Annotated in this window: 16 protein-coding genes; 4 read left to right on the plus strand and 12 right to left on the minus strand. The window is 59.8% G+C overall.

Going from position 1 to position 17,559, the window contains the following annotated elements; genetic code table 11:
* Positions 1 to 32: 32 nt before the first annotated feature.
* Positions 33 to 602: a glycerol-3-phosphate 1-O-acyltransferase PlsY gene (gene plsY / locus A7317_RS26910; RefSeq protein WP_069077160.1), complete on the minus strand. Its 570-nt coding sequence runs from the start codon at positions 600 to 602 to the stop codon at positions 33 to 35.
* Positions 603 to 674: 72 nt separating this feature from the next.
* On the opposite strand from plsY, the gene folB reads away from it, so the two are divergent.
* Both folB and folK read left to right on the plus strand, forming a co-directional pair.
* Positions 675 to 1,028 carry a dihydroneopterin aldolase gene (gene folB, locus A7317_RS26915; protein ID WP_015886183.1) on the plus strand — a complete coding sequence of 118 codons (354 nt, stop codon included), beginning with the start codon at positions 675 to 677 and terminating at the stop codon, positions 1,026 to 1,028.
* Positions 1,019 to 1,537 (plus strand): 2-amino-4-hydroxy-6-hydroxymethyldihydropteridine diphosphokinase, encoded by a 519-nt coding sequence (folK, locus tag A7317_RS26920; protein WP_069077161.1) that lies wholly within the window; start codon positions 1,019 to 1,021, stop codon positions 1,535 to 1,537. The genes folB and folK overlap by 10 nt, the downstream gene beginning before the upstream one ends.
* Positions 1,538 to 1,605: 68 nt before the next feature.
* Here folK and A7317_RS26925 read toward each other — a convergent pair whose 3' ends face one another.
* From A7317_RS26925 to A7317_RS26975, 11 genes are all read right to left on the minus strand, one after another.
* Complete coding sequence (locus A7317_RS26925) at positions 1,606 to 2,838, minus strand: multifunctional CCA addition/repair protein (RefSeq protein ID WP_069077162.1); 1,233 nt, start codon at positions 2,836 to 2,838, stop codon at positions 1,606 to 1,608.
* A 63-nt stretch (positions 2,839 to 2,901) separates the two neighbouring features.
* Positions 2,902 to 4,467 (minus strand): SpoVR family protein, encoded by a 1,566-nt coding sequence (locus A7317_RS26930; protein ID WP_024077724.1) that lies wholly within the window; start codon positions 4,465 to 4,467, stop codon positions 2,902 to 2,904.
* Entirely contained in the window at positions 4,464 to 5,735 is a 1,272-nt protein-coding gene (locus A7317_RS26935; RefSeq protein ID WP_024077723.1) for a YeaH/YhbH family protein, read from the minus strand. Before A7317_RS26935 ends, A7317_RS26930 begins: the two co-directional genes overlap by 4 nt.
* Positions 5,736 to 5,848: 113 nt before the next feature.
* Positions 5,849 to 7,771 carry a PrkA family serine protein kinase gene (locus A7317_RS26940; protein WP_024077722.1) on the minus strand — a complete coding sequence of 641 codons (1,923 nt, stop codon included), beginning with the start codon at positions 7,769 to 7,771 and terminating at the stop codon, positions 5,849 to 5,851.
* A gap of 285 nt (positions 7,772 to 8,056) precedes the next feature.
* A complete protein-coding gene (gene glpE, locus A7317_RS26945) occupies positions 8,057 to 8,386 on the minus strand; it encodes a thiosulfate sulfurtransferase GlpE (RefSeq protein ID WP_024077721.1) in 330 nt (109 codons plus the stop codon).
* Positions 8,387 to 8,415: 29 nt separating this feature from the next.
* Positions 8,416 to 9,267 (minus strand): symmetrical bis(5'-nucleosyl)-tetraphosphatase, encoded by an 852-nt coding sequence (locus A7317_RS26950; RefSeq protein WP_069077163.1) that lies wholly within the window; start codon positions 9,265 to 9,267, stop codon positions 8,416 to 8,418.
* A complete protein-coding gene (gene apaG, locus A7317_RS26955) occupies positions 9,267 to 9,647 on the minus strand; it encodes a Co2+/Mg2+ efflux protein ApaG (RefSeq protein ID WP_024077719.1) in 381 nt (126 codons plus the stop codon). Before apaG ends, A7317_RS26950 begins: the two co-directional genes overlap by 1 nt.
* A 160-nt stretch (positions 9,648 to 9,807) precedes the next feature.
* Positions 9,808 to 10,620, minus strand: coding sequence for a 16S rRNA (adenine(1518)-N(6)/adenine(1519)-N(6))-dimethyltransferase RsmA (gene rsmA / locus A7317_RS26960; protein WP_069077164.1), 813 nt, complete (start codon positions 10,618 to 10,620; stop codon positions 9,808 to 9,810).
* Positions 10,617 to 11,606, minus strand: coding sequence for a 4-hydroxythreonine-4-phosphate dehydrogenase PdxA (gene pdxA, locus A7317_RS26965; protein WP_069077165.1), 990 nt, complete (start codon positions 11,604 to 11,606; stop codon positions 10,617 to 10,619). The genes rsmA and pdxA overlap by 4 nt, the downstream gene beginning before the upstream one ends.
* Positions 11,603 to 12,943, minus strand: coding sequence for a peptidylprolyl isomerase (locus tag A7317_RS26970; RefSeq protein ID WP_024077716.1), 1,341 nt, complete (start codon positions 12,941 to 12,943; stop codon positions 11,603 to 11,605). The genes pdxA and A7317_RS26970 overlap by 4 nt, the downstream gene beginning before the upstream one ends.
* Entirely contained in the window at positions 12,918 to 15,731 is a 2,814-nt protein-coding gene (locus A7317_RS26975; RefSeq protein ID WP_069077166.1) for an LPS-assembly protein LptD, read from the minus strand. The genes A7317_RS26970 and A7317_RS26975 overlap by 26 nt, the downstream gene beginning before the upstream one ends.
* A gap of 130 nt (positions 15,732 to 15,861) precedes the next feature.
* On the opposite strand from A7317_RS26975, the gene A7317_RS26980 reads away from it, so the two are divergent.
* Positions 15,862 to 16,887: an aminoglycoside phosphotransferase family protein gene (locus tag A7317_RS26980; protein WP_069077167.1), complete on the plus strand. Its 1,026-nt coding sequence runs from the start codon at positions 15,862 to 15,864 to the stop codon at positions 16,885 to 16,887.
* A complete protein-coding gene (murU, locus tag A7317_RS26985) occupies positions 16,884 to 17,558 on the plus strand; it encodes an N-acetylmuramate alpha-1-phosphate uridylyltransferase MurU (RefSeq protein ID WP_069077168.1) in 675 nt (224 codons plus the stop codon). Before A7317_RS26980 ends, murU begins: the two co-directional genes overlap by 4 nt.
* The last annotated feature ends 1 nt before the right edge of the window (position 17,559 follow it).

Consider the following 17,559-nt stretch of genomic DNA (forward strand, 5'->3'; position numbering starts at 1 on the left):
GGCGCGATGTGAGCCGGGCTTATCGGGCGATTTTAAAAATGCCGTTCGCGCCCGGCAAACAGGTCGCGTAAATTGCCGCGGTGACGCCAGACAATCAACAGTGTCAACACACTCATCGGCAGCAATGCAGCCGGTTCCTGCCAGGCCAGCAAGGGCAGGGTGAGCGGGGTGGCGATCAGTGCGGCCAACGAGCTGGTGCGGGTCAAGTAGAACGTCAGCAGCCAGGCGAGCATGGCCAGCAGCGCCGCCGGTGGGTAAATCCCCAGCAGCATGCCGGCCGCCGTGGCGACACCTTTGCCACCGCGAAAGCGGAAGTACAACGGGAACAGGTGGCCGAGGACGGCGCACACGCCGATCCAGGCCTGCTGTTGCAGGGTAAGGCCGGCCAGGCTGGCGATCAGTACGGGTAACAGGCCTTTGCAGGCGTCGCCCAGCAGGGTGAGTACGGCGAGTTTCTTGCCGGCCAGGCGCAACATGTTGGTAGCGCCGGCATTGCCTGAACCACTCATTCGCGGGTCGGGATTTCCCGTCAGGCGGCTGAGCAAAATGGCGAAGGACAGCGAGCCAAGCAGGTAGGCGAAAATCGCCAGTGACCAAAACATGCTAACTATTCCGGGCGAGGACGCCCTGATTCTAACGGGGCATTGCGCCCTTGTCGTGCTGCGGAGAAGAGCTTGGACAGAGTGTTTATCGAAGGCCTGGAAGTCGACACCGTGATTGGGGCCTACGACTGGGAGCGCGGGATCCGTCAATGCTTGCGCCTGGACCTGAGCTTCGCGTGGGACAATCGCCCAGCCGCTGCCGGTGACGACCTGACCCTGGCTTTGGATTACGCCAGCGTATCTGCCCGCATCCAGGCCTTTGCCGAACAGTCTCAGTACCAGTTGGTGGAGACGTTCGCCGAGCGGCTGGCCGAAGTGCTGATGAGTGAATTCCAGATTCCCTGGCTGCACCTCAAGTTGACCAAACCGGGTGCCGTACCGGCCGCAAAGGGCGTGGGCGTGGAGATCGAGCGCGGATGTCGCTAACTCAGGTTTATCTCGGCCTTGGCAGCAATATTGAGCGCGAAGCCCACCTGCGCGCGGGTCTTGACGCGCTGGCGAGCTTCTTGACGGATGTGCGCTGTTCGGCTGTGTTCGAAAGCCAACCCGTGGGCATCAAGAGCGGACCGTTCTTCAATCTCGTGGTGTCGGCCTATACCGACCTGCCGTTGATGGAGCTGGATCGCCGGCTTAAATTCATCGAGGCCGACAACGGTCGTTATGCGCCAGACCGCAAAGGGCTACCGCTGGATATCGACGTGCTGCTGTACGGCGACTTGGTGGGCAACTTTGATGGCTTGATCCTGCCACGGGCAGAAATCCTGAAAAACGCCTTCGTGCTGTGGCCGCTGTCGTTGATGGCGCCCGATCGTGTGCATCCTGAAGCGGGCAAGACGATGGCTGCACTCTGGCGTGATGCTCAGATCGACCAGGTGCTGGCGCCTGTCGGTTTTGAATGGCAGGGCCAGCAACTCACCCCGGACGCGCTCTTATAGGCGCGAGCGTGCTCGCGAAAAAACCGAGAGCGTTGCGTTATCGTTGACGTTCTTCGCGAGCAAGGCTCCTACAAGGGTTTGTGTTGTTCCTTGTAGGCTTTGAGTGTCTTGAGCCGTTCGCGCTTGAGTGCTTCGCCCAACTCCGGGCCTTTGAAACCTTTCTCAAGCAGTGGCGCAACGGCAACTTCGCGCGCTGCCTTCGCCGCACCGCGCAAGTAATCCGCTTGTGGATAACTTCTTTGCTCCAGCCCCTTGCGGCCCCGGGCATCCATTTCGCAGGCGACTACAAACTCTTCAAAACGCTGTGGCCTGCGGTAGACGTCAAAACTCTGCAGTAACTCCAGCAGCGTTGACGCTTTCAGCTCCAGCGCGCGGTGGCCATGGGTGTGATATTGGCCCACCAGCAACGCCAATTCCTGGCAATCCCTCGGTACTTTGAAGCGCTCATTGACGGCCTTGATCAGTTCCAGGCCTCGATGCTCATGAGCGATATGCTGCGGTAACTTATCCACAGGCGTCAGGCCCTTGCCCAGGTCGTGCAGCAAGCAGGCCCAGCGCACGGTCAGCGGCTGCTGATGCAGGGCGGCCTGCTCCAACACGCTCAAGGTGTGCACGCCGGTGTCGATTTCGGGGTGATGGGCTTCGGGCTGTGGTACGCCGAACAGTGCGTCGACTTCCGGCATCAAGGTTTTCAGCGCATCGCAGTCACGCAGTACCTGGATAAACACTTGGGGCTGATCTTCCATCAGTGCCCTGGAGATTTCTTTCCAGCTGCGCTCCGGGGTCAGGGCCTCCAGTTCACCGGATTCGCTGAGCTGGCGCATCAGCTCCAGGGTCTCGGGAGCGACCGTGAAACCCAGGTGGGCGTAACGTGCGGCAAACCGCGCAACGCGAAGTACGCGCAAAGGATCTTCGGCGAACGCCGGGGAAACGTGACGCAAAATGCGCGCTTCAAGATCGCGTTGGCCGTGATATGGATCGGTCAGGGTGCCGTCGTCGTCTTCGGCCATCGCGTTGATGGTCAGGTCGCGACGGATCAGGTCTTCTTCCAGGGTGACTTCAGGGCTGGCGTGAAACACAAACCCGCCATACCCACGACCACTTTTGCGTTCCGTGCGGGCGAGGGCGTATTCGTCGCCGTTTTTTGGGTCCAGGAATACCGGGAAGTCCGCGCCCACCGGTTTGTAGCCTTTGGCAAGCATCTCGTCGGTGGTCGCGCCGACGACGACGCGATCGATATCGGTGACCTTGATGCCCAGCAGGCGGTCGCGCACGGCGCCACCGACTTTGTAGATTTTCATGAAAAAGCCTCCATTAGCGCCACAGGATACCGCCTGTGCCTGGCCAATGGAGGCTTTGCTGTTTCAGAGATGGACGACGGCGAGGTCCAGGCGGCCGTAGTCGTTGTCGTTGTGATCGCTGCGTGGGGGGACATGGTGGGTTTTCATCACCTGATCACCCTGCAAGGTTTCCAGGTGGATATCGAACCCCCATAGCCGGTGCAGATGCTTGAGCACCTCCTCGGTGGATTCCCCCAAGGGTTTGCGGTCGTGCTGCTGATGACGCAGGGTCAGCGAGCGATCGCCGCGTACGTCGATGCTGTAGATCTGGATGTTCGGCTCGCGGTTGCCCAGGTTGTACTGCGCCGCCAGGGTTTCCCGGATGATGCGGTAGCCTGGTTCGTCGTGAATGGCCGGCACCACCAGGTCATCCTTGAGGTCGTCATCCAGAATGCTGAACAGCTTGAGGTCGCGAATGACCTTGGGTGACAGGTACTGCAGGATGAAACTTTCATCCTTGAAGCTGCTCATGGCGAACTTGATGGTCGACAGCCAATCGCTGCCGGCGATTTCCGGGAACCAGCGACGGTCTTCCTCGGTGGGGTGCTCGCACATGCGCCGGATGTCGCGGTACATGGCAAAGCCCAGGGCATAGGGGTTGATGCCGCTGTAATACGGGCTGTCGAAGCCGGGTTGGAATACCACGCTGGTATGGGACGTGAGGAACTCCATCATGAAGCCGTCGGTGACCAGGCCTTCGTCGTACAGGTCGTTCATCAACGTGTAGTGCCAGAATGTCGCCCAGCCTTCGTTCATCACCTGGGTCTGGCGTTGTGGATAAAAGTACTGGGCGATCTTGCGCACGATGCGCACGATTTCCCGTTGCCAAGGCTCCAGTAGCGGTGCGTGTTTTTCCAGGAAGTACAGGATGTTTTCCTGGGGTTCGACGGGGAAGCGTGCATTATCCTTGTCACTGTTCTTGCCCGCGCGTTTGGGAATAGTGCGCCACAGGTCATTGATCTGCTTCTGCAGGTGCTCCTCGCGCTCCTTCTGGCGCAGGCGCTCTTCCTCGGCCGAAATCGGATAGGGTCGTTTGTAGCGGTCGACCCCATAGTTCATCAGGGCATGGCAGGAGTCGAGCAGGTCTTCCACCGCGTCGATGCCATGGCGTTCCTCGCATTGCATGATGTACTGCTTGGCGAACACCAGGTAATCGATGATCGAGCTGGCATCGGTCCAGGTGCGGAACAGGTAGTTACCCTTGAAAAAGCTGTTATGCCCATAGCAGGCGTGAGCCACCACCAGCGCTTGCATGCAGATGGTGTTTTCTTCCATCAGGTAGGCGATGCACGGGTCGGAGTTGATGACGATTTCGTAGGCCAGGCCCATCTGCCCGCGGCTATAGGACTTTTCAGTGCTGAGGAAGTGCTTGCCATAGGACCAGTGGTGATAACCCAGCGGCATGCCCACCGAGGCATAGGCGTCCATCATCTGTTCAGCGGTGATCACTTCGATCTGGTTGGGGTAGGTGTCCAGGGCATAACCGGCCGCGATACGGCTGATTTCCCGGTCATAGGCCTGGATCAGTTCAAAGGTCCACTCAGACCCCGTGGAGATAGGTTGGCGTTTTTGCTCTTTTTTGGCGGTCATGTCACTAACCTGCGCTGGAAGAGTTCACGGAAGACCGGGTAGATATCGCCGGCCGAGACCAGTTGCTGCTGGGCGAATGTGTCGGCAAAGGCTTCGCCGATGCGCTCGTATTCGAACCACAGCGCCTGATGCTCACGGGGGGTGATCTCAACATAAGTGTAGTACTGCACGAACGGCATGATCTGGTTGATCAGGATGTCGCGGCAGATGGGCGAGTCATCGTTCCAGTTGTCACCGTCCGAGGCTTGCGCGGCATAGATGTTCCACTCGTTGGCGGGGTAGCGCTCGGCCATGATCTCCTGCATCAGTTTCAAGGCGCTGGAAACGATAGTGCCGCCGGTTTCCCGCGAGTAGAAGAACTCCTCTTCGTCCACTTCTCGGGCGCTGGTGTGATGGCGGATAAACACCACGTCGATCTTGTCGTAGTTCCGCTTGAGGAACAGGTACAGCAGGATGAAAAAGCGCTTGGCAATGTCCTTGGTGGCCTGGGTCATCGAGCCGGACACGTCCATCAGGCAGAACATCACGGCTTTGGAGCTGGGGTTGGGCTGCTTGACCAGCAGGTTGTATTTCAAATCGAAGGTGTCGAGGAACGGCACCCGGTGGATCCGCGCGCTGAGTTTCTCGATTTCAACTTCAATTTCCTGGATATCGCCGAAGTTATCCGGTTCTTCGCGCTTCAAGCGTGCCAACTCTTCCTTGGCCTCTCTCAGCTTGGCGCGGCTGCTTCCCGACAGGGCGATACGCCGTGCATGGGCTGAGCGAAGGGTGCGGATGATGTTGATACGGGACGGATTGCCTTCGTTGCTGATCCCCGCGCGCACCGTTTTGTAGGTGTCGGTACCGGTCAGGTTGCGCTTGACCAGGTTGGGTAGCTCCAGGTCCTCGAACATGAATTCGAGGAATTCTTCCTGGGTGATCTGGAACACGAACTCGTCCATGCCCTCGCCGGAGTTACCCGCCTTGCCTGGGCCTTTGCCCCCGCCGCCGCCCTGGGGTCGTTGGATATGTTCGCCAGTGGTGAATTCCTTGTTGCCGGGGTGCACCACGGTTTGTTTGCCGCCCCGGCCATGGTGCAGCACCGGTTCGTCGATGTCCCGTCCGGGAATGCTGATTTGCTCGCCGTGCTCCATGTCGGTGATGGAACGGCGGCTGACGGCCTCTTCAACGGCCTTTTTGATGTGGTCACGGTAACGCCGCAGGAAACGTTGGCGGTTTACCGTGCTTTTGTTCTTGCCATTGAGGCGTCGGTCGATCACATAGCTCATGGGGAGCCCTCCGGGCAGCTTCACGTTACAAGCTTCAAGCCGCGAGCTGGAAGCTTAGAGACAAGCGGTCAGCTGCCAGGCCAAATGCCTGGCAGCGCACGCTTGCCGCTGCCTTACTGCGATTTGCGAACTCGCAAATACCACTCGGAGAGTAGCCGTACTTGTTTGTCGGTGTAGCCACGCTCGACCATGCGTGTGACGAAGTCGTTGTGTTTTTGCTGGTCCTCCTTGCTGGCCTTGGCGTTGAAGCTGATGACCGGCAGCAGATCCTCGGTGTTGGAGAACATTTTCTTCTCGATGACCACCCGCAACTTCTCGTAGCTGAGCCAGGTGGGGTTCTTGCCGTTGTTGTTCGCTCGTGCGCGCAATACGAAGTTGACGATTTCGTTGCGGAAATCCTTCGGATTGCTGATGCCCGCCGGTTTCTCGATTTTTTCCAGTTCCTCGTTGAGGGCCACGCGGTTGAGGATTTCGCCGGTTTCCGGGTCGCGGTATTCCTGGTCCTGGATCCAGAAGTCTGCGTACAACACGTAGCGGTCGAAGATGTTCTGGCCGTACTCGCTGTAGGACTCCAGGTAAGCGGTCTGGATTTCCTTGCCGATAAACTCGATGTAGCGTGGTGCAAGGTATTCCTTGAGGAAGCGCAGGTAGCGTTCGCGGGTTTCTGCCTGGAATTGCTCCTGTTCGATCTGCTGCTCCAGCACATAGAGCAGGTGCACCGGGTTGGCGGCGATTTCATGGGGGTCGAAGTTGAAGACTTTGGACAGGATCTTGAACGCAAAGCGCGTCGACAGGCCGTTCATGCCCTCATCCACGCCCGCCGTGTCGCGATATTCCTGGATCGACTTGGCCTTGGGGTCGGTGTCCTTGAGGTTTTCGCCGTCGTACACCCGCATCTTCGAGTAGATATTCGAGTTTTCCGGCTCCTTGAGGCGCGACAGCACGGTGAACTGGGCAAGCATCTTCAAGGTGTCAGGTGCGCAATGCGCCTTGGCCAGGGAGCTGTTGAACAGCAACTTGTCGTAGATCTTGATTTCGTCACTGACGCGCAGGCAGTACGGCACCTTGACGATGTAGATCCGGTCGATGAAGGCTTCGTTGTTCTTGTTGTTGCGGAAGGTGTGCCATTCCGATTCGTTGGAGTGGGCCAGCAGGATCCCGGTAAACGGAATCGCCCCCAGGCCTTCAGTACTGTTGTAGTTGCCTTCCTGGGTCGCGGTGAGCAGTGGGTGCAGCACCTTGATCGGCGCCTTGAACATCTCCACGAATTCCATCAGGCCCTGGTTGGCCCGGCACAGCGCGCCGGAGTAGCTGTAGGCGTCGGCATCGTTCTGCGGGAATTCCTCCAGTTTGCGGATATCGACCTTACCCACCAGTGCCGAAATGTCCTGGTTGTTCTCATCGCCCGGTTCAGTCTTGGCCACGCCGATCTGGTTGAGGATCGACGGGTAGAGTTTCACTACGCGGAACTGGCTGATATCACCGCCAAACTCGGCCAGCCGCTTGGTGGCCCAGGGCGACATGATGGTGTTGAGGTAGCGCCGGGGAATGCCGAAATCCTCTTCGAGGATCGCGCCATCTTCCGTGGCGTTGAACAGGCCCAGGGGCGATTCGAAGACCGGCGAGCCCTTGATCGCATAGAAGGGCACTTTCTCAATCAGTTGTTTGAGCTTTTCAGCCAGGGACGATTTACCGCCGCCAACCGGGCCGAGCAGGTAGAGGATCTGTTTCTTCTCCTCCAGGCCTTGGGCGGCATGGCGGAAGTAGGAGACGATCTGGTCAATGCATTCTTCCATTCCATGGAAGTCCTCAAAGGCCGGGTAGCGACGGATCACCTTGTTGGAGAATATTCGCGACAGGCGCGAATTGTTGGAGGTGTCTACCAGCTCCGGCTCGCCAATCGCCAGCAGCAGGCGTTCGGCGGCAGACGCGTAGGTGCTGCGATCCTGTTTGCACAGCTCGAGATACTCTTGAAGCGTGAGTTCTTCCTGCTGTGTGGATGCGAAGCGTTGTTGGAAGTGGCTAAAAATACTCATGACGTCGTCACCTCGCTCGATACGTGGAGCCGACGCCGGATCAATCAGTCGATGCTGGCAGACATTGACGGACGCCAATGGCTGTTTTCCCCCCAGAACACCCTGAAACGCTACCGATGACCCGCACGCCGGTGTACCGGCTCTCCCCTGATTCGGATGGCCTGCGCTTAAGGATAGTTCGGAATCCGGGAGGTCAAGGTGCGATGCACAATTAGTTTGGCTGCGCCGTTCGTCAGAAACGGCGCTAGCCCAAGCATCACGGGGGGTAGCGGGGTGTGAAAAAAATTATTGCGAATCGGATGAAGAAATTTCTGCAGGATACGTCGTACGCCACAGCTCAAAGCCGCCGTCCAGGCTATAGACGTCGGAGAAACCCTGGCTGATCAGGTAGGCGGCCGCGCTCTGGCTGGAGTTGCCGTGGTAGCAGGCCACGATCACCGGCGCGTCGAGGTCGGCGGCGCGGATGAAATCGGCAATGTTGTGGTTGTCCAGATGACGGGCGTCTTTGATGTGGTTCAGGGCGTAAGTCTGCGGATCACGAATATCCACCACCACCGCGCCTTGTTCGCGCAGGACCTGGGCTTGTTCGGGAGAGATACGTTTGAATTCGCTCATGGCGGGCTCCTTGGGCATGGCTGCTGCGTCTAGCGCTTGGCGGCAGCCGGCAGTGTAGCGGGAAGGGGGGAGGGGCACTGGCAGCTCAGGCGCTCGCCGGTGTCGATGTTCATAATGGTCATGGCGCCACCCCACACACAGCCGGTGTCGAGGGCGAATACACCAGGTTCGTCGCACTTGCCTTCGAGGGCCGCCCAGTGACCAAAGATAATCTTCGTGTCGCGGGTCTTGCGGTCCTTATGGGCGAACCAGGGTTTGTAGCCGGGCAGCGCGGTGTCGGCGCCTTCCTTGCTCTTGAGGTCCAACTTGCCTTCGGCGGTGCAGAAGCGCATGCGCGTGAAGTAGTTGGTGATCACTCGCAGGCGGGCCACGCCGGTGAGGTCGTTGTCCCATTTGACCGGTTCGTTGCCGTACATGCCGTCGAGGTAGGCGGTGTACAGGCTGTCATCGGCCAGGGCGCTTTCGACTTCGGCGGCGCACTTGAGGGCCTTTTTCAGTGTCCACTGGGGCGGGATACCGGCGTGGACCAGGGCCATGTCACGGCTTTCGTCGTAATGCATGATTTTCTGCTGGCGAAGCCAATCCAGCAGTTCGCCCCGGTCCGGCGCTTCGAGGATCTCGCGCAGCGTATCGCCCTTTTTCAGGCGCTCGATATTATTGCCGACCGCCAGCAGGTGCAGGTCGTGATTGCCCAATACGCACACCAGCGAGTCACGCAGGCGATAGAGGTAGCGTAGGGTGTCGAGGGACTGCGGGCCACGGTTGACGAGGTCGCCAACGAGCCACAGGCGATCTTTTGCTGGGTCGAAGGCCACGCGTTCGAGCAGGCATTGGAGGGGCTCCAGGCAGCCTTGCAGATCGCCGACCGCGTACGTCGCCATCAGTGCAAGGCTCCGGGCACCGCCAGGCGAAAAGGCTTGATGATTGCGTCGAACAGTTGGCCATCAGTGGCCTTCATCTGATACGAGCCTTGCATGGTGCCCACCTTGGAGGTCATCACCGTGCCGCTGCTGTAGGTATGACTGGCGCCGATATCGATCAATGGCTGCTGGCCGACGACGCCGGCGCCGCGCACTTCTTCGACTTGGCCGTCACCGTCAGTGATCACCCAATGGCGAGACAGCAGTTTGGCCGGCACCAGCCCATTGTTTTTCACCGTGATGGTGTAGGCAAAGGCGAAGCGGTTCTGTTCAGGTTGCGATTGGTCCGCCAGGAAGCGGGTGACGACGCTGACGTCGATCTGGTAGCGAGGATCGGACATGCAAGAGGCCTTAAAAGCAAAAGCGGAGGACAGCAGATGCGGATCAGTCTAGGCCATGAGGTGGGCACTAGGCCAGACATGCTGTCTGGCCCGGCAGGAGCCGGCTTGCCGGCGATAGCAATGACGAGCACGCCATCGCTGGCAAACTGGCTCCTGGTGTTTATTCCTCCGCGGGGGCGGGCTGGATGGCCAGTTGGTCTGCGAGACGCACGAAGGCAGCCAGGTCCAGTTGCTCGGGGCGCAGGCTGCCGTCGACGCCGGCGGCTTCGATTTCAGCGTTGCTCAGCAGGGCCTTCAGCGTGTTGCGCAAGGTCTTGCGACGCTGGTTGAACGCTTCACGCACCACGCGCTCCAGCAATTTGTGATCCTTTGCCGGGTGCGGCAGTACGGCGTGAGGCACCAGGCGCACGATGGCCGAGTCGACCTTCGGTGGCGGGTTGAATGCGCCAGGGCCGACGTTGAACAGGTGTTCGACGCGGCAGTGGTACTGCACCATGATCGACAGGCGACCCCAATCACCACCGCCAGGGCCGGCAGCCAGGCGTTCCACCACTTCCTTTTGCAGCATGAAGTGCATGTCGCGGATGATCCCGGCGTTGTTGAGCAGGTGAAAAATCAGCGGTGTGGAGATGTTGTACGGCAGGTTACCCACTACCCGCAGGCTGTTGGGCGCCGCGTTCAGGGTGTTGAAGTCGAACTTCAGCGCATCGCCCTGATGCAGGTTGAAGTTGGGTTTGTCGGCAAACTGCTGGTTGAGGATCGGGATCAGGTCCTTGTCCAGTTCGACCACGTCCAGTTGACCTCCGCTGGCCAACAGGCCTTGGGTCAGGGCGCCCTGGCCCGGGCCGATTTCCAGCAGACGGTCTTCAGGCTTGGCATGGATGGAGCGCAGGATACGGTCGATCACGCCAGCGTCGTGCAGGAAGTTTTGCCCGAAGCGCTTGCGCGCCCGGTGTTGGTAATGCTCGGTCATATACGGGTCTCGGCCATCTGATAGGCGGTTTCCAGGGCCACATGCAGGCTGCCGGTGTCGATCTTGCCGCTGCCCGCCAGGTCCAGGGCGGTGCCATGGTCGACGGAGGTACGGATGATCGGCAGGCCCAGTGTCACGTTGACGGCGGCGCCGAAGCCTTTGTATTTGAGCACCGGCAGCCCCTGGTCGTGGTACATCGCCAGCACTGCGTCGCAGTGCTCCAGATATTTGGGGGTAAATAGAGTGTCTGCAGGCAGTGGGCCGCGCAGGTCCATGCCTTCTTGGCGCAGACGCTCCAGGGTGGGTTCGATGATGTCGATTTCTTCATGGCCCAGGTGGCCGCCTTCGCCCGCGTGGGGGTTGAGCCCGCAGACAAGGATGCGCGGTTGGGCAATGCCGAATTTCTGTTGCAGGTCGGCGTGCAGGATGCGCGTCACGCGCTCCAGGCGCTCGACAGTGATGGCGTCGGCAACATCGCGCAGTGGCAGGTGCGTGGTTACCAGGGCGACGCGCAGGCCGCGTGTGGCCAGCATCATCACGACTTGGGCGGTGTGGGTCAGTTCGGCAAGGAATTCGGTATGCCCGGAAAAGGCGATACCCGATTCATTGATCACGCCCTTGTGCACCGGTGCGGTGATCATGCCGGCGAAGTCGCCGTCGATGCAGCCTTGCCCGGCGCGGGTCAGGGTTTCCAGCACAAAGGCCGCGTTGGCCTTGTCCAGTTGCCCGGCAACCACCTTGGCGTGCAGTGGGGTATCCCAAACATAAAGGCTGCCCGCCGGCGCTGGCAGGTCTGGCCAATGATTCGGCGCAACGTCCAGCAGATTGACAGCCACACCCAGCTGCGTGGCTCGCTCAAGGAGCAGGTCACGGCTGGTAATGGCAATCAGGGGGTGTGGCTGGGCTTGTGAGGCGAGCAGCAGGCACAGGTCTGGACCAATGCCGGCCGGCTCGCCGGGTGTCACCGCGAAACGCTGGGGTTTCACTGGGTTGCCTGGTTGGTGCCTGTTTGCTCGGCGCCTGGCAGCTTGTTTTCTACGTAGGCTTCGTCACGGATCTGACGCAACCAGGTTTGCAGCTCTTCGTCGTACTTGCGGTTACGCAGTACGGTCAACGCTTGTTGCTCGCGGGCCTGGCTGGTGTTGTCGGTGGCGCGGCGGCCAAGGACTTCCAGTACATGCCAGCCGTATTGAGTCTTGAATGGCTTGGACAGAACGCCTTGCGGGGTCTTGGCCATGACGTCCTGGAACTCAGGCACCAGTGCCTTCGGGTCGATCCAGTTCAGGTCGCCGCCGTTGAGGGCCGAACCCGGGTCTTCCGAGAAGCTTTTGGCCAGGGTGGCGAAGTCTTCACCGCTTTCGATGCGGTCATAGATCTTCTGGGCCAGCTCCTTGGTTTGTGCTTCGGTGCGGATTTCGCTCGGTTTGACCAGGATATGACGAACATGGACTTCGTCTTTCAGCGAGGTCTCGCCGCCACGACGTTCCAGCAACTTGAGGATGATGAAACCACCAGGGGTACGGGCTGGCTGGGTAATGCCACCCACTTCCATGGCGCTCAGTTCCCGGTCGAATGGTGGTGGCAGTTGAGCGGCTTTACGCCAGCCCATGTCACCGCCTTCGAGGGCGTTGTCGCTGCCGGACTGGGCAATAGCCATTTGAGCGAAGTCAGCACCGGCTTTCAGGCGATCGTAGATCGCCTGGGTTTTTGCCGCTGCTGCATTGAGCTGCTCGGCGTTGGCACTGTCCGGGGTCGGGATCAGGATATTGGCCAGGTGCAGTTCTTCGGAAAGCTGCATCTTGCCCAGGTCCGAAGCCAGGAAGTTTTTCACCTCCTGCTCGGAGACCTGGACCCGCTCGGCCACACGGCGCTGACGCACGCGGCTGATGATCATCTCGCGGCGGATCTGGTCACGGGCGTCCTCGTAGGACAGGCCGTCATGGGCCAGGGCGGCACGGAACTGGTCAATGCTCATGTTGTTGCGCTGAGCGATGGTGCCAACGGCCTGGTTCAGCTCTTCATCCGAAATACGGATGCCGGAACGATCGCCGATCTGCAATTGCAGGTTTTCAACGATCAGGCGTTCCAGCACCTGTTGGTCCAGGACGCTGGTAGGTGGCACACCACCGCCACGCTTGGCGATGGTCTGCTGAACTTCCTTGACCCGTTGGTCCAGTTGGCTCTGCATGATCACGTCGTTATCGACGATGGCCACTACTTTATCCAGCTGTTGAACCGCAGCGTGGGCCGATGCGGTACCGAGGAACAGCGCGCCCAGCACTAGCGGGCGCAGACAATCAGAAAGCTTGGTCTTCACGTTCACGATAACCTTCAATGCCTTTGTCGAGGAAGCTCTCTACCTTGGCGCCGGTCAGGCCGCCGAGTCCTTTGAGGACGATCTGGAGGAAGAGCCCGTGGTCACCCTTTTCGTTAAGCGGGGCGATCTGGCTGTATTCGTCGTTGGAAACCCAGTAACGGTTGATGACGCGCAGTTTCCAGCAGCAGTTGTCGTACTCGAAACCACCGAAGGCTTCCAGGGTACGGTTGCGGGCATAGTCATACTGCCAGCGGGTGATCAGGTTCCACTGCGGAACGATCGGCCACATCATCGAGAAGTCGTGTTGTTGGATTTTGTAGTAATCCTTCACGAAGTTCTCTTGGCCCGGAGTGCCGTAGTCACCACCGAACTGCCATTTGCCGGTCAGCTGGTTGTAGACGACCTGGTCGTTACGATAGCGATAACCAACGTTGATGATCTTGTTCGGGTTGTCTTCCGGCTGGTAGTGAAGCATCGCGCTGCCGGAACGAGGACTGTGTTCCTCGGTGTCCCAGTTGTAGTCGGCAGTGGCGCGCCAGTCGCGGTTGAAGCGGAACTCGTAGTCCAGGGCGATTGGCGAGACATCCGATTGAGCATCGGCGCGGTCGGCCGCCAGGATACCTGGCAACTGGACTTCACGATCCTTGAAGTACACCGCCTGGCCTACGGATACGCGCTGGCGTTCGAAACCGTTATCTTCGATCCAGCGGCTGGTCAGGCCCAGGGACAGCTTGTTCTCGTCACCGATCCGGTCAGAGCCGCTGAAGCGGTTGTCGCGGAACAGCGAGGCGTAGCTGAACGAGTACTCGCTGGTATCAAAGACCGGGATGTCGCTCTGGTCCTTGTTCGGTACGTACAGGTAGAACGCACGCGGCTCCAGGGTCTGGCGGTAATCCTTGCCGAACCAGTTGGTGTTGCGGTCGAAGTACAGGCCGCTGTCGACGCTGGCGATGGGGATTGCGCGATCTTGGGAGCTCTTGAAGCTACCCCCCGCATATTGAGTGCCGGCGGCGGCGGCTGCATTTTGATCGGCAATGATCTGGTTCTTGCCGATGCTGTCTAGGTCCAGGTCGTATTTGGTGTAGACGTACTTGAGCTTCGGCGTCACAAAGCCGTAGGTCCAGTTCATCGGGTATTCGACGGCGGGAGCAACGTTCAGGCGCGTACCGTTTGCACGGGTCAGCCCCCTGACGTAGGTGTCCAGGCGCGGCGATACCAGGCCGTTCTCGTCGGTAAAGGTGCCGTTCTCCAGGTTCCGCTCAAAGCGCACGGCTTCGGTTTCGTAGCTGAAGTTCAGGCCGCCCGGATGGTATGGCAGCTGGCCATTGAAGGTGATCTGCGGCAGCCGGTCATACGGGGTGATCTGGGAAATCGTCGCCAGTTGGTAGGCCTGGAGGTTCAGGCGTGCCTGGTAGGAGTCGCCGCGATAGGTCACGGAGCCCTGCTGGTTGATGTAATCGCGGCTCTCTACACCTTCCTGGTAAGCCTTCAGGTCCTGGAAGTAGTAAGGGTCGCTGATTTGGGTGTAGTCGACCTGGGTCAGTACACGCGAATCCAGCCCGCCCTTATGCTGCCAGTTGAGCATGTAGCGGGTTTTTTCGTAGTCGGTCTGCTTTTTGCGCTCGTCGTTGTCGTCGTTCAGGTACGCGCCGCCGAACTGGCCTTCGCTGGATTTGGTGAGGTAGCGGAATTCGCCTTCCATCAACATGCCGCGCTTGGTCATGTATTGCGGGTACAACGTGGCGTCGTAGTTCGGCGCCAGGTTGAAGTAGTACGGCGTAACCAGGGTGAAGCCGGTTTCACCGCCCGTGCTGAAGCTCGGCGGCAGGAAGCCGGATTGACGACGGTTGTCGATCGGGAAGTAGATATAAGGGGTGTAGAGGATCGGGATGTTCTTGATCCGCAACGTCGCGTTGGTCGCCGTACCGAAACCGGTGGCCGGGTTCAACGTGATGTTGTTGCCCTTGAGCTGCCAGGCATTGCTGTCTGGTTCGCATGTGGTGTACGTACCGTCCTTGAGACGGATGATCGCGTTTTCGGCACGCTTGGCGTACAGCGCGTTACCGCGGATGCGCGACTTGTGCAGTACGTACTCGGCGTTATCGATTTGTGCGGCACCGGTGTCCAGCTGCACTTGCGCGTGGTCACCGACGATCAGCGCGCCATTGTCGCGCAAACGGACGTTACCGTTCAGCTCGCCACGGTTCTCGGCCTGATACAGGCTGGCTTCCTGGGACTCGAGCTGCATGCTGCCCTGGCGCATGACGACGTCACCGGCCAGGGTCGCGACCTGCGACTCCTGCTCGTAACGAGAGGCCTTGGCGCCGATGAAGGTCGGCGCATCGCTCTTGTTCGTCTTGTCGTTCATGCCGGGGCGAGTCGGCTCGATGTACGCGCCGGCGCAATAAGGCCCGGTTTCGGCCAACTGGGCTGCCGTCAGCTTCTCGCGAGGTACCCAGTCCAGATGGCTGTAGTCGGCGCTGCGCGAGCGCAGGCCACGGCCCTTGGATTCGGTAACCAGAGCGGTTTTCGGTTCGGCCTCGGCGTTGCTACCCGCATCGGCTTGCGCCGTGCTGTTGGCCGAGCTGACGGCTGCACCGTCATGCACCGGGCGCGGTGGTAATGGGGTGGCGGCGGTTTTCGGCGCGCAATCCCAGGCACCCGAAGCAGAGACTGAGCAGTCATACTGTTCCGCGGCGACCACGAATGAGGTGGCGAAAGGTTGCATGGCCAGCAGACTGCCGGTTACCAGCAACGGAAATTTTCTACGAAACGCGGGGGATTTCAATGCCATCTTATTAGTCCGGGCTTCCTGCGTGCCATCTGCCCGCGGTTTGGGCCGCACGCCTCTCGATGGTCTGAAAAAGATGCGTGATAATAAAGCATGCCCCGCTTGACGGCTAGCGCCGTCGGAGACCCTTGTAATGCCCGAGCAAGATCTACGTTTACAACAGCTGGAAGTCTGGCTGGATGAGCAGTTGCCGATCCTTTTCAATGCCCAAGACTGGGGCCCGGTACCCCCGGCCACATTGACCGCGGCCAGCAGCGACGCAAGTTTCAGGCGCTACTTCCGCTGGGAAGGCGGTGGCCGGACGTTCGTGGTAATGGACGCGCCACCCCCCCAGGAAAACTGCAAACCTTTCGTCGATATCGCTCATTTACTCGCGAAATCGGGAATTAATGTTCCGAAAATTTACGCAGAAGATTTGCCGCGAGGCTTTCTTTTGCTCAATGACCTGGGCAGAAACACCTACCTGGACGTGATTGACGAGCAAAATGCCGATCAATTGTTCGCCGACGCTATCGACGCCTTGCTGGCTTTCCAGCAATTGCCGATGGACACGCCGCTGCCCAGCTATGACGTCGCCCTGCTGCGTCGCGAGCTGGAATTGTTTCCTGAGTGGTACGTGCGCCGGCACTTGGGTATCGAGTTCGATACCCAGCAACAGGCCCTCTGGCAACGTGTCAGCGAACATCTGATCGACAGCGCCCTGGCCCAGCCCAAGGTGCTGGTGCACCGCGACTACATGCCGCGCAACCTGATGATCAGCCAGCCCAACCCCGGCGTACTGGACTTCCAGGACGCGGTCTACGGCCCGGTGACCTACGACATCACCTGCCTGTTCAAGGACGCGTTCCTCAGTTGGCCCCAGGCCCGCGTGCGTGAATGGCAACGCGGCTACTGGGAACGTGCTGGAAAACTGGGCATCCCGGTACAGGCGGATTTCGACGACTTCCTGCGCGCTAGCGACCTGATGGGTGTGCAGCGCCATCTCAAGGTCATCGGCATTTTTGCGCGTATCTGCCATCGTGATGGCAAGCCACGCTACCTGGCCGATGTGCCACGCTTCTTCGCCTATATAGAAGCGGTGCTGGCGGACCGAGCGGAGCTGAGCGAACTGGGTGACCTGCTCGCCAGCCTGCGTCAACCCGCCGAGGCGCGGGTATGAAAGCAATGATCCTGGCGGCGGGCAAAGGCGAACGGATGCGTCCGCTCACGTTGCACACGCCCAAGCCGTTGGTGCAGGCGGGCGACAAGCGCTTGATCGAATATCACCTGGAAGCGCTGGCCAAGGCCGGCTTCACCGATATCGTGATCAACCACGCGTGGCTCGGCGAGCAGATCGAACGTTACCTGGGCGACGGCGCGCAGTTTGGCGTGCGCATTCGTTATTCCGCTGAAGGCGAGCCGCTGGAAACGGGGGGCGGGATCTTCCAGGCATTGCCGTTGCTAGGCGATGAACCCTTTCTGGTGGTCAATGGCGATATCTGGACCGACTACGACTTTACCCACCTGCGGCAACCGCTGCGGGGCCTGGCCCATTTGGTAATGGTCGACAACCCGGCGCATCACCCATCGGGTGGGGATTTCTATCTGCATCAGGGCGTGCTTCATGATGTGGCGCCCGGTGCCGATAACCTGACCTTCAGTGGCATTTCAGTGCTCGACCCCCAGTTGTTCGCGGGTTGCAGTGCGGGTGCCTTCAAGCTGGCGCCGCTGTTGCGGGAGGCCATGGCGAAAGGTCTGGTAACGGGGGAAAAGATGACGGGACGCTGGATTGATGTCGGTACGCTGGAGCGTCTGGCGCAGGTCGAAACCCTGCTGAAAGCGGGGCAATAGG

The organism is Pseudomonas fluorescens, from assembly GCF_001708445.1.
GTDB classification, from domain to species: Bacteria; Pseudomonadota; Gammaproteobacteria; order Pseudomonadales; family Pseudomonadaceae; genus Aquipseudomonas; species Aquipseudomonas gorinensis.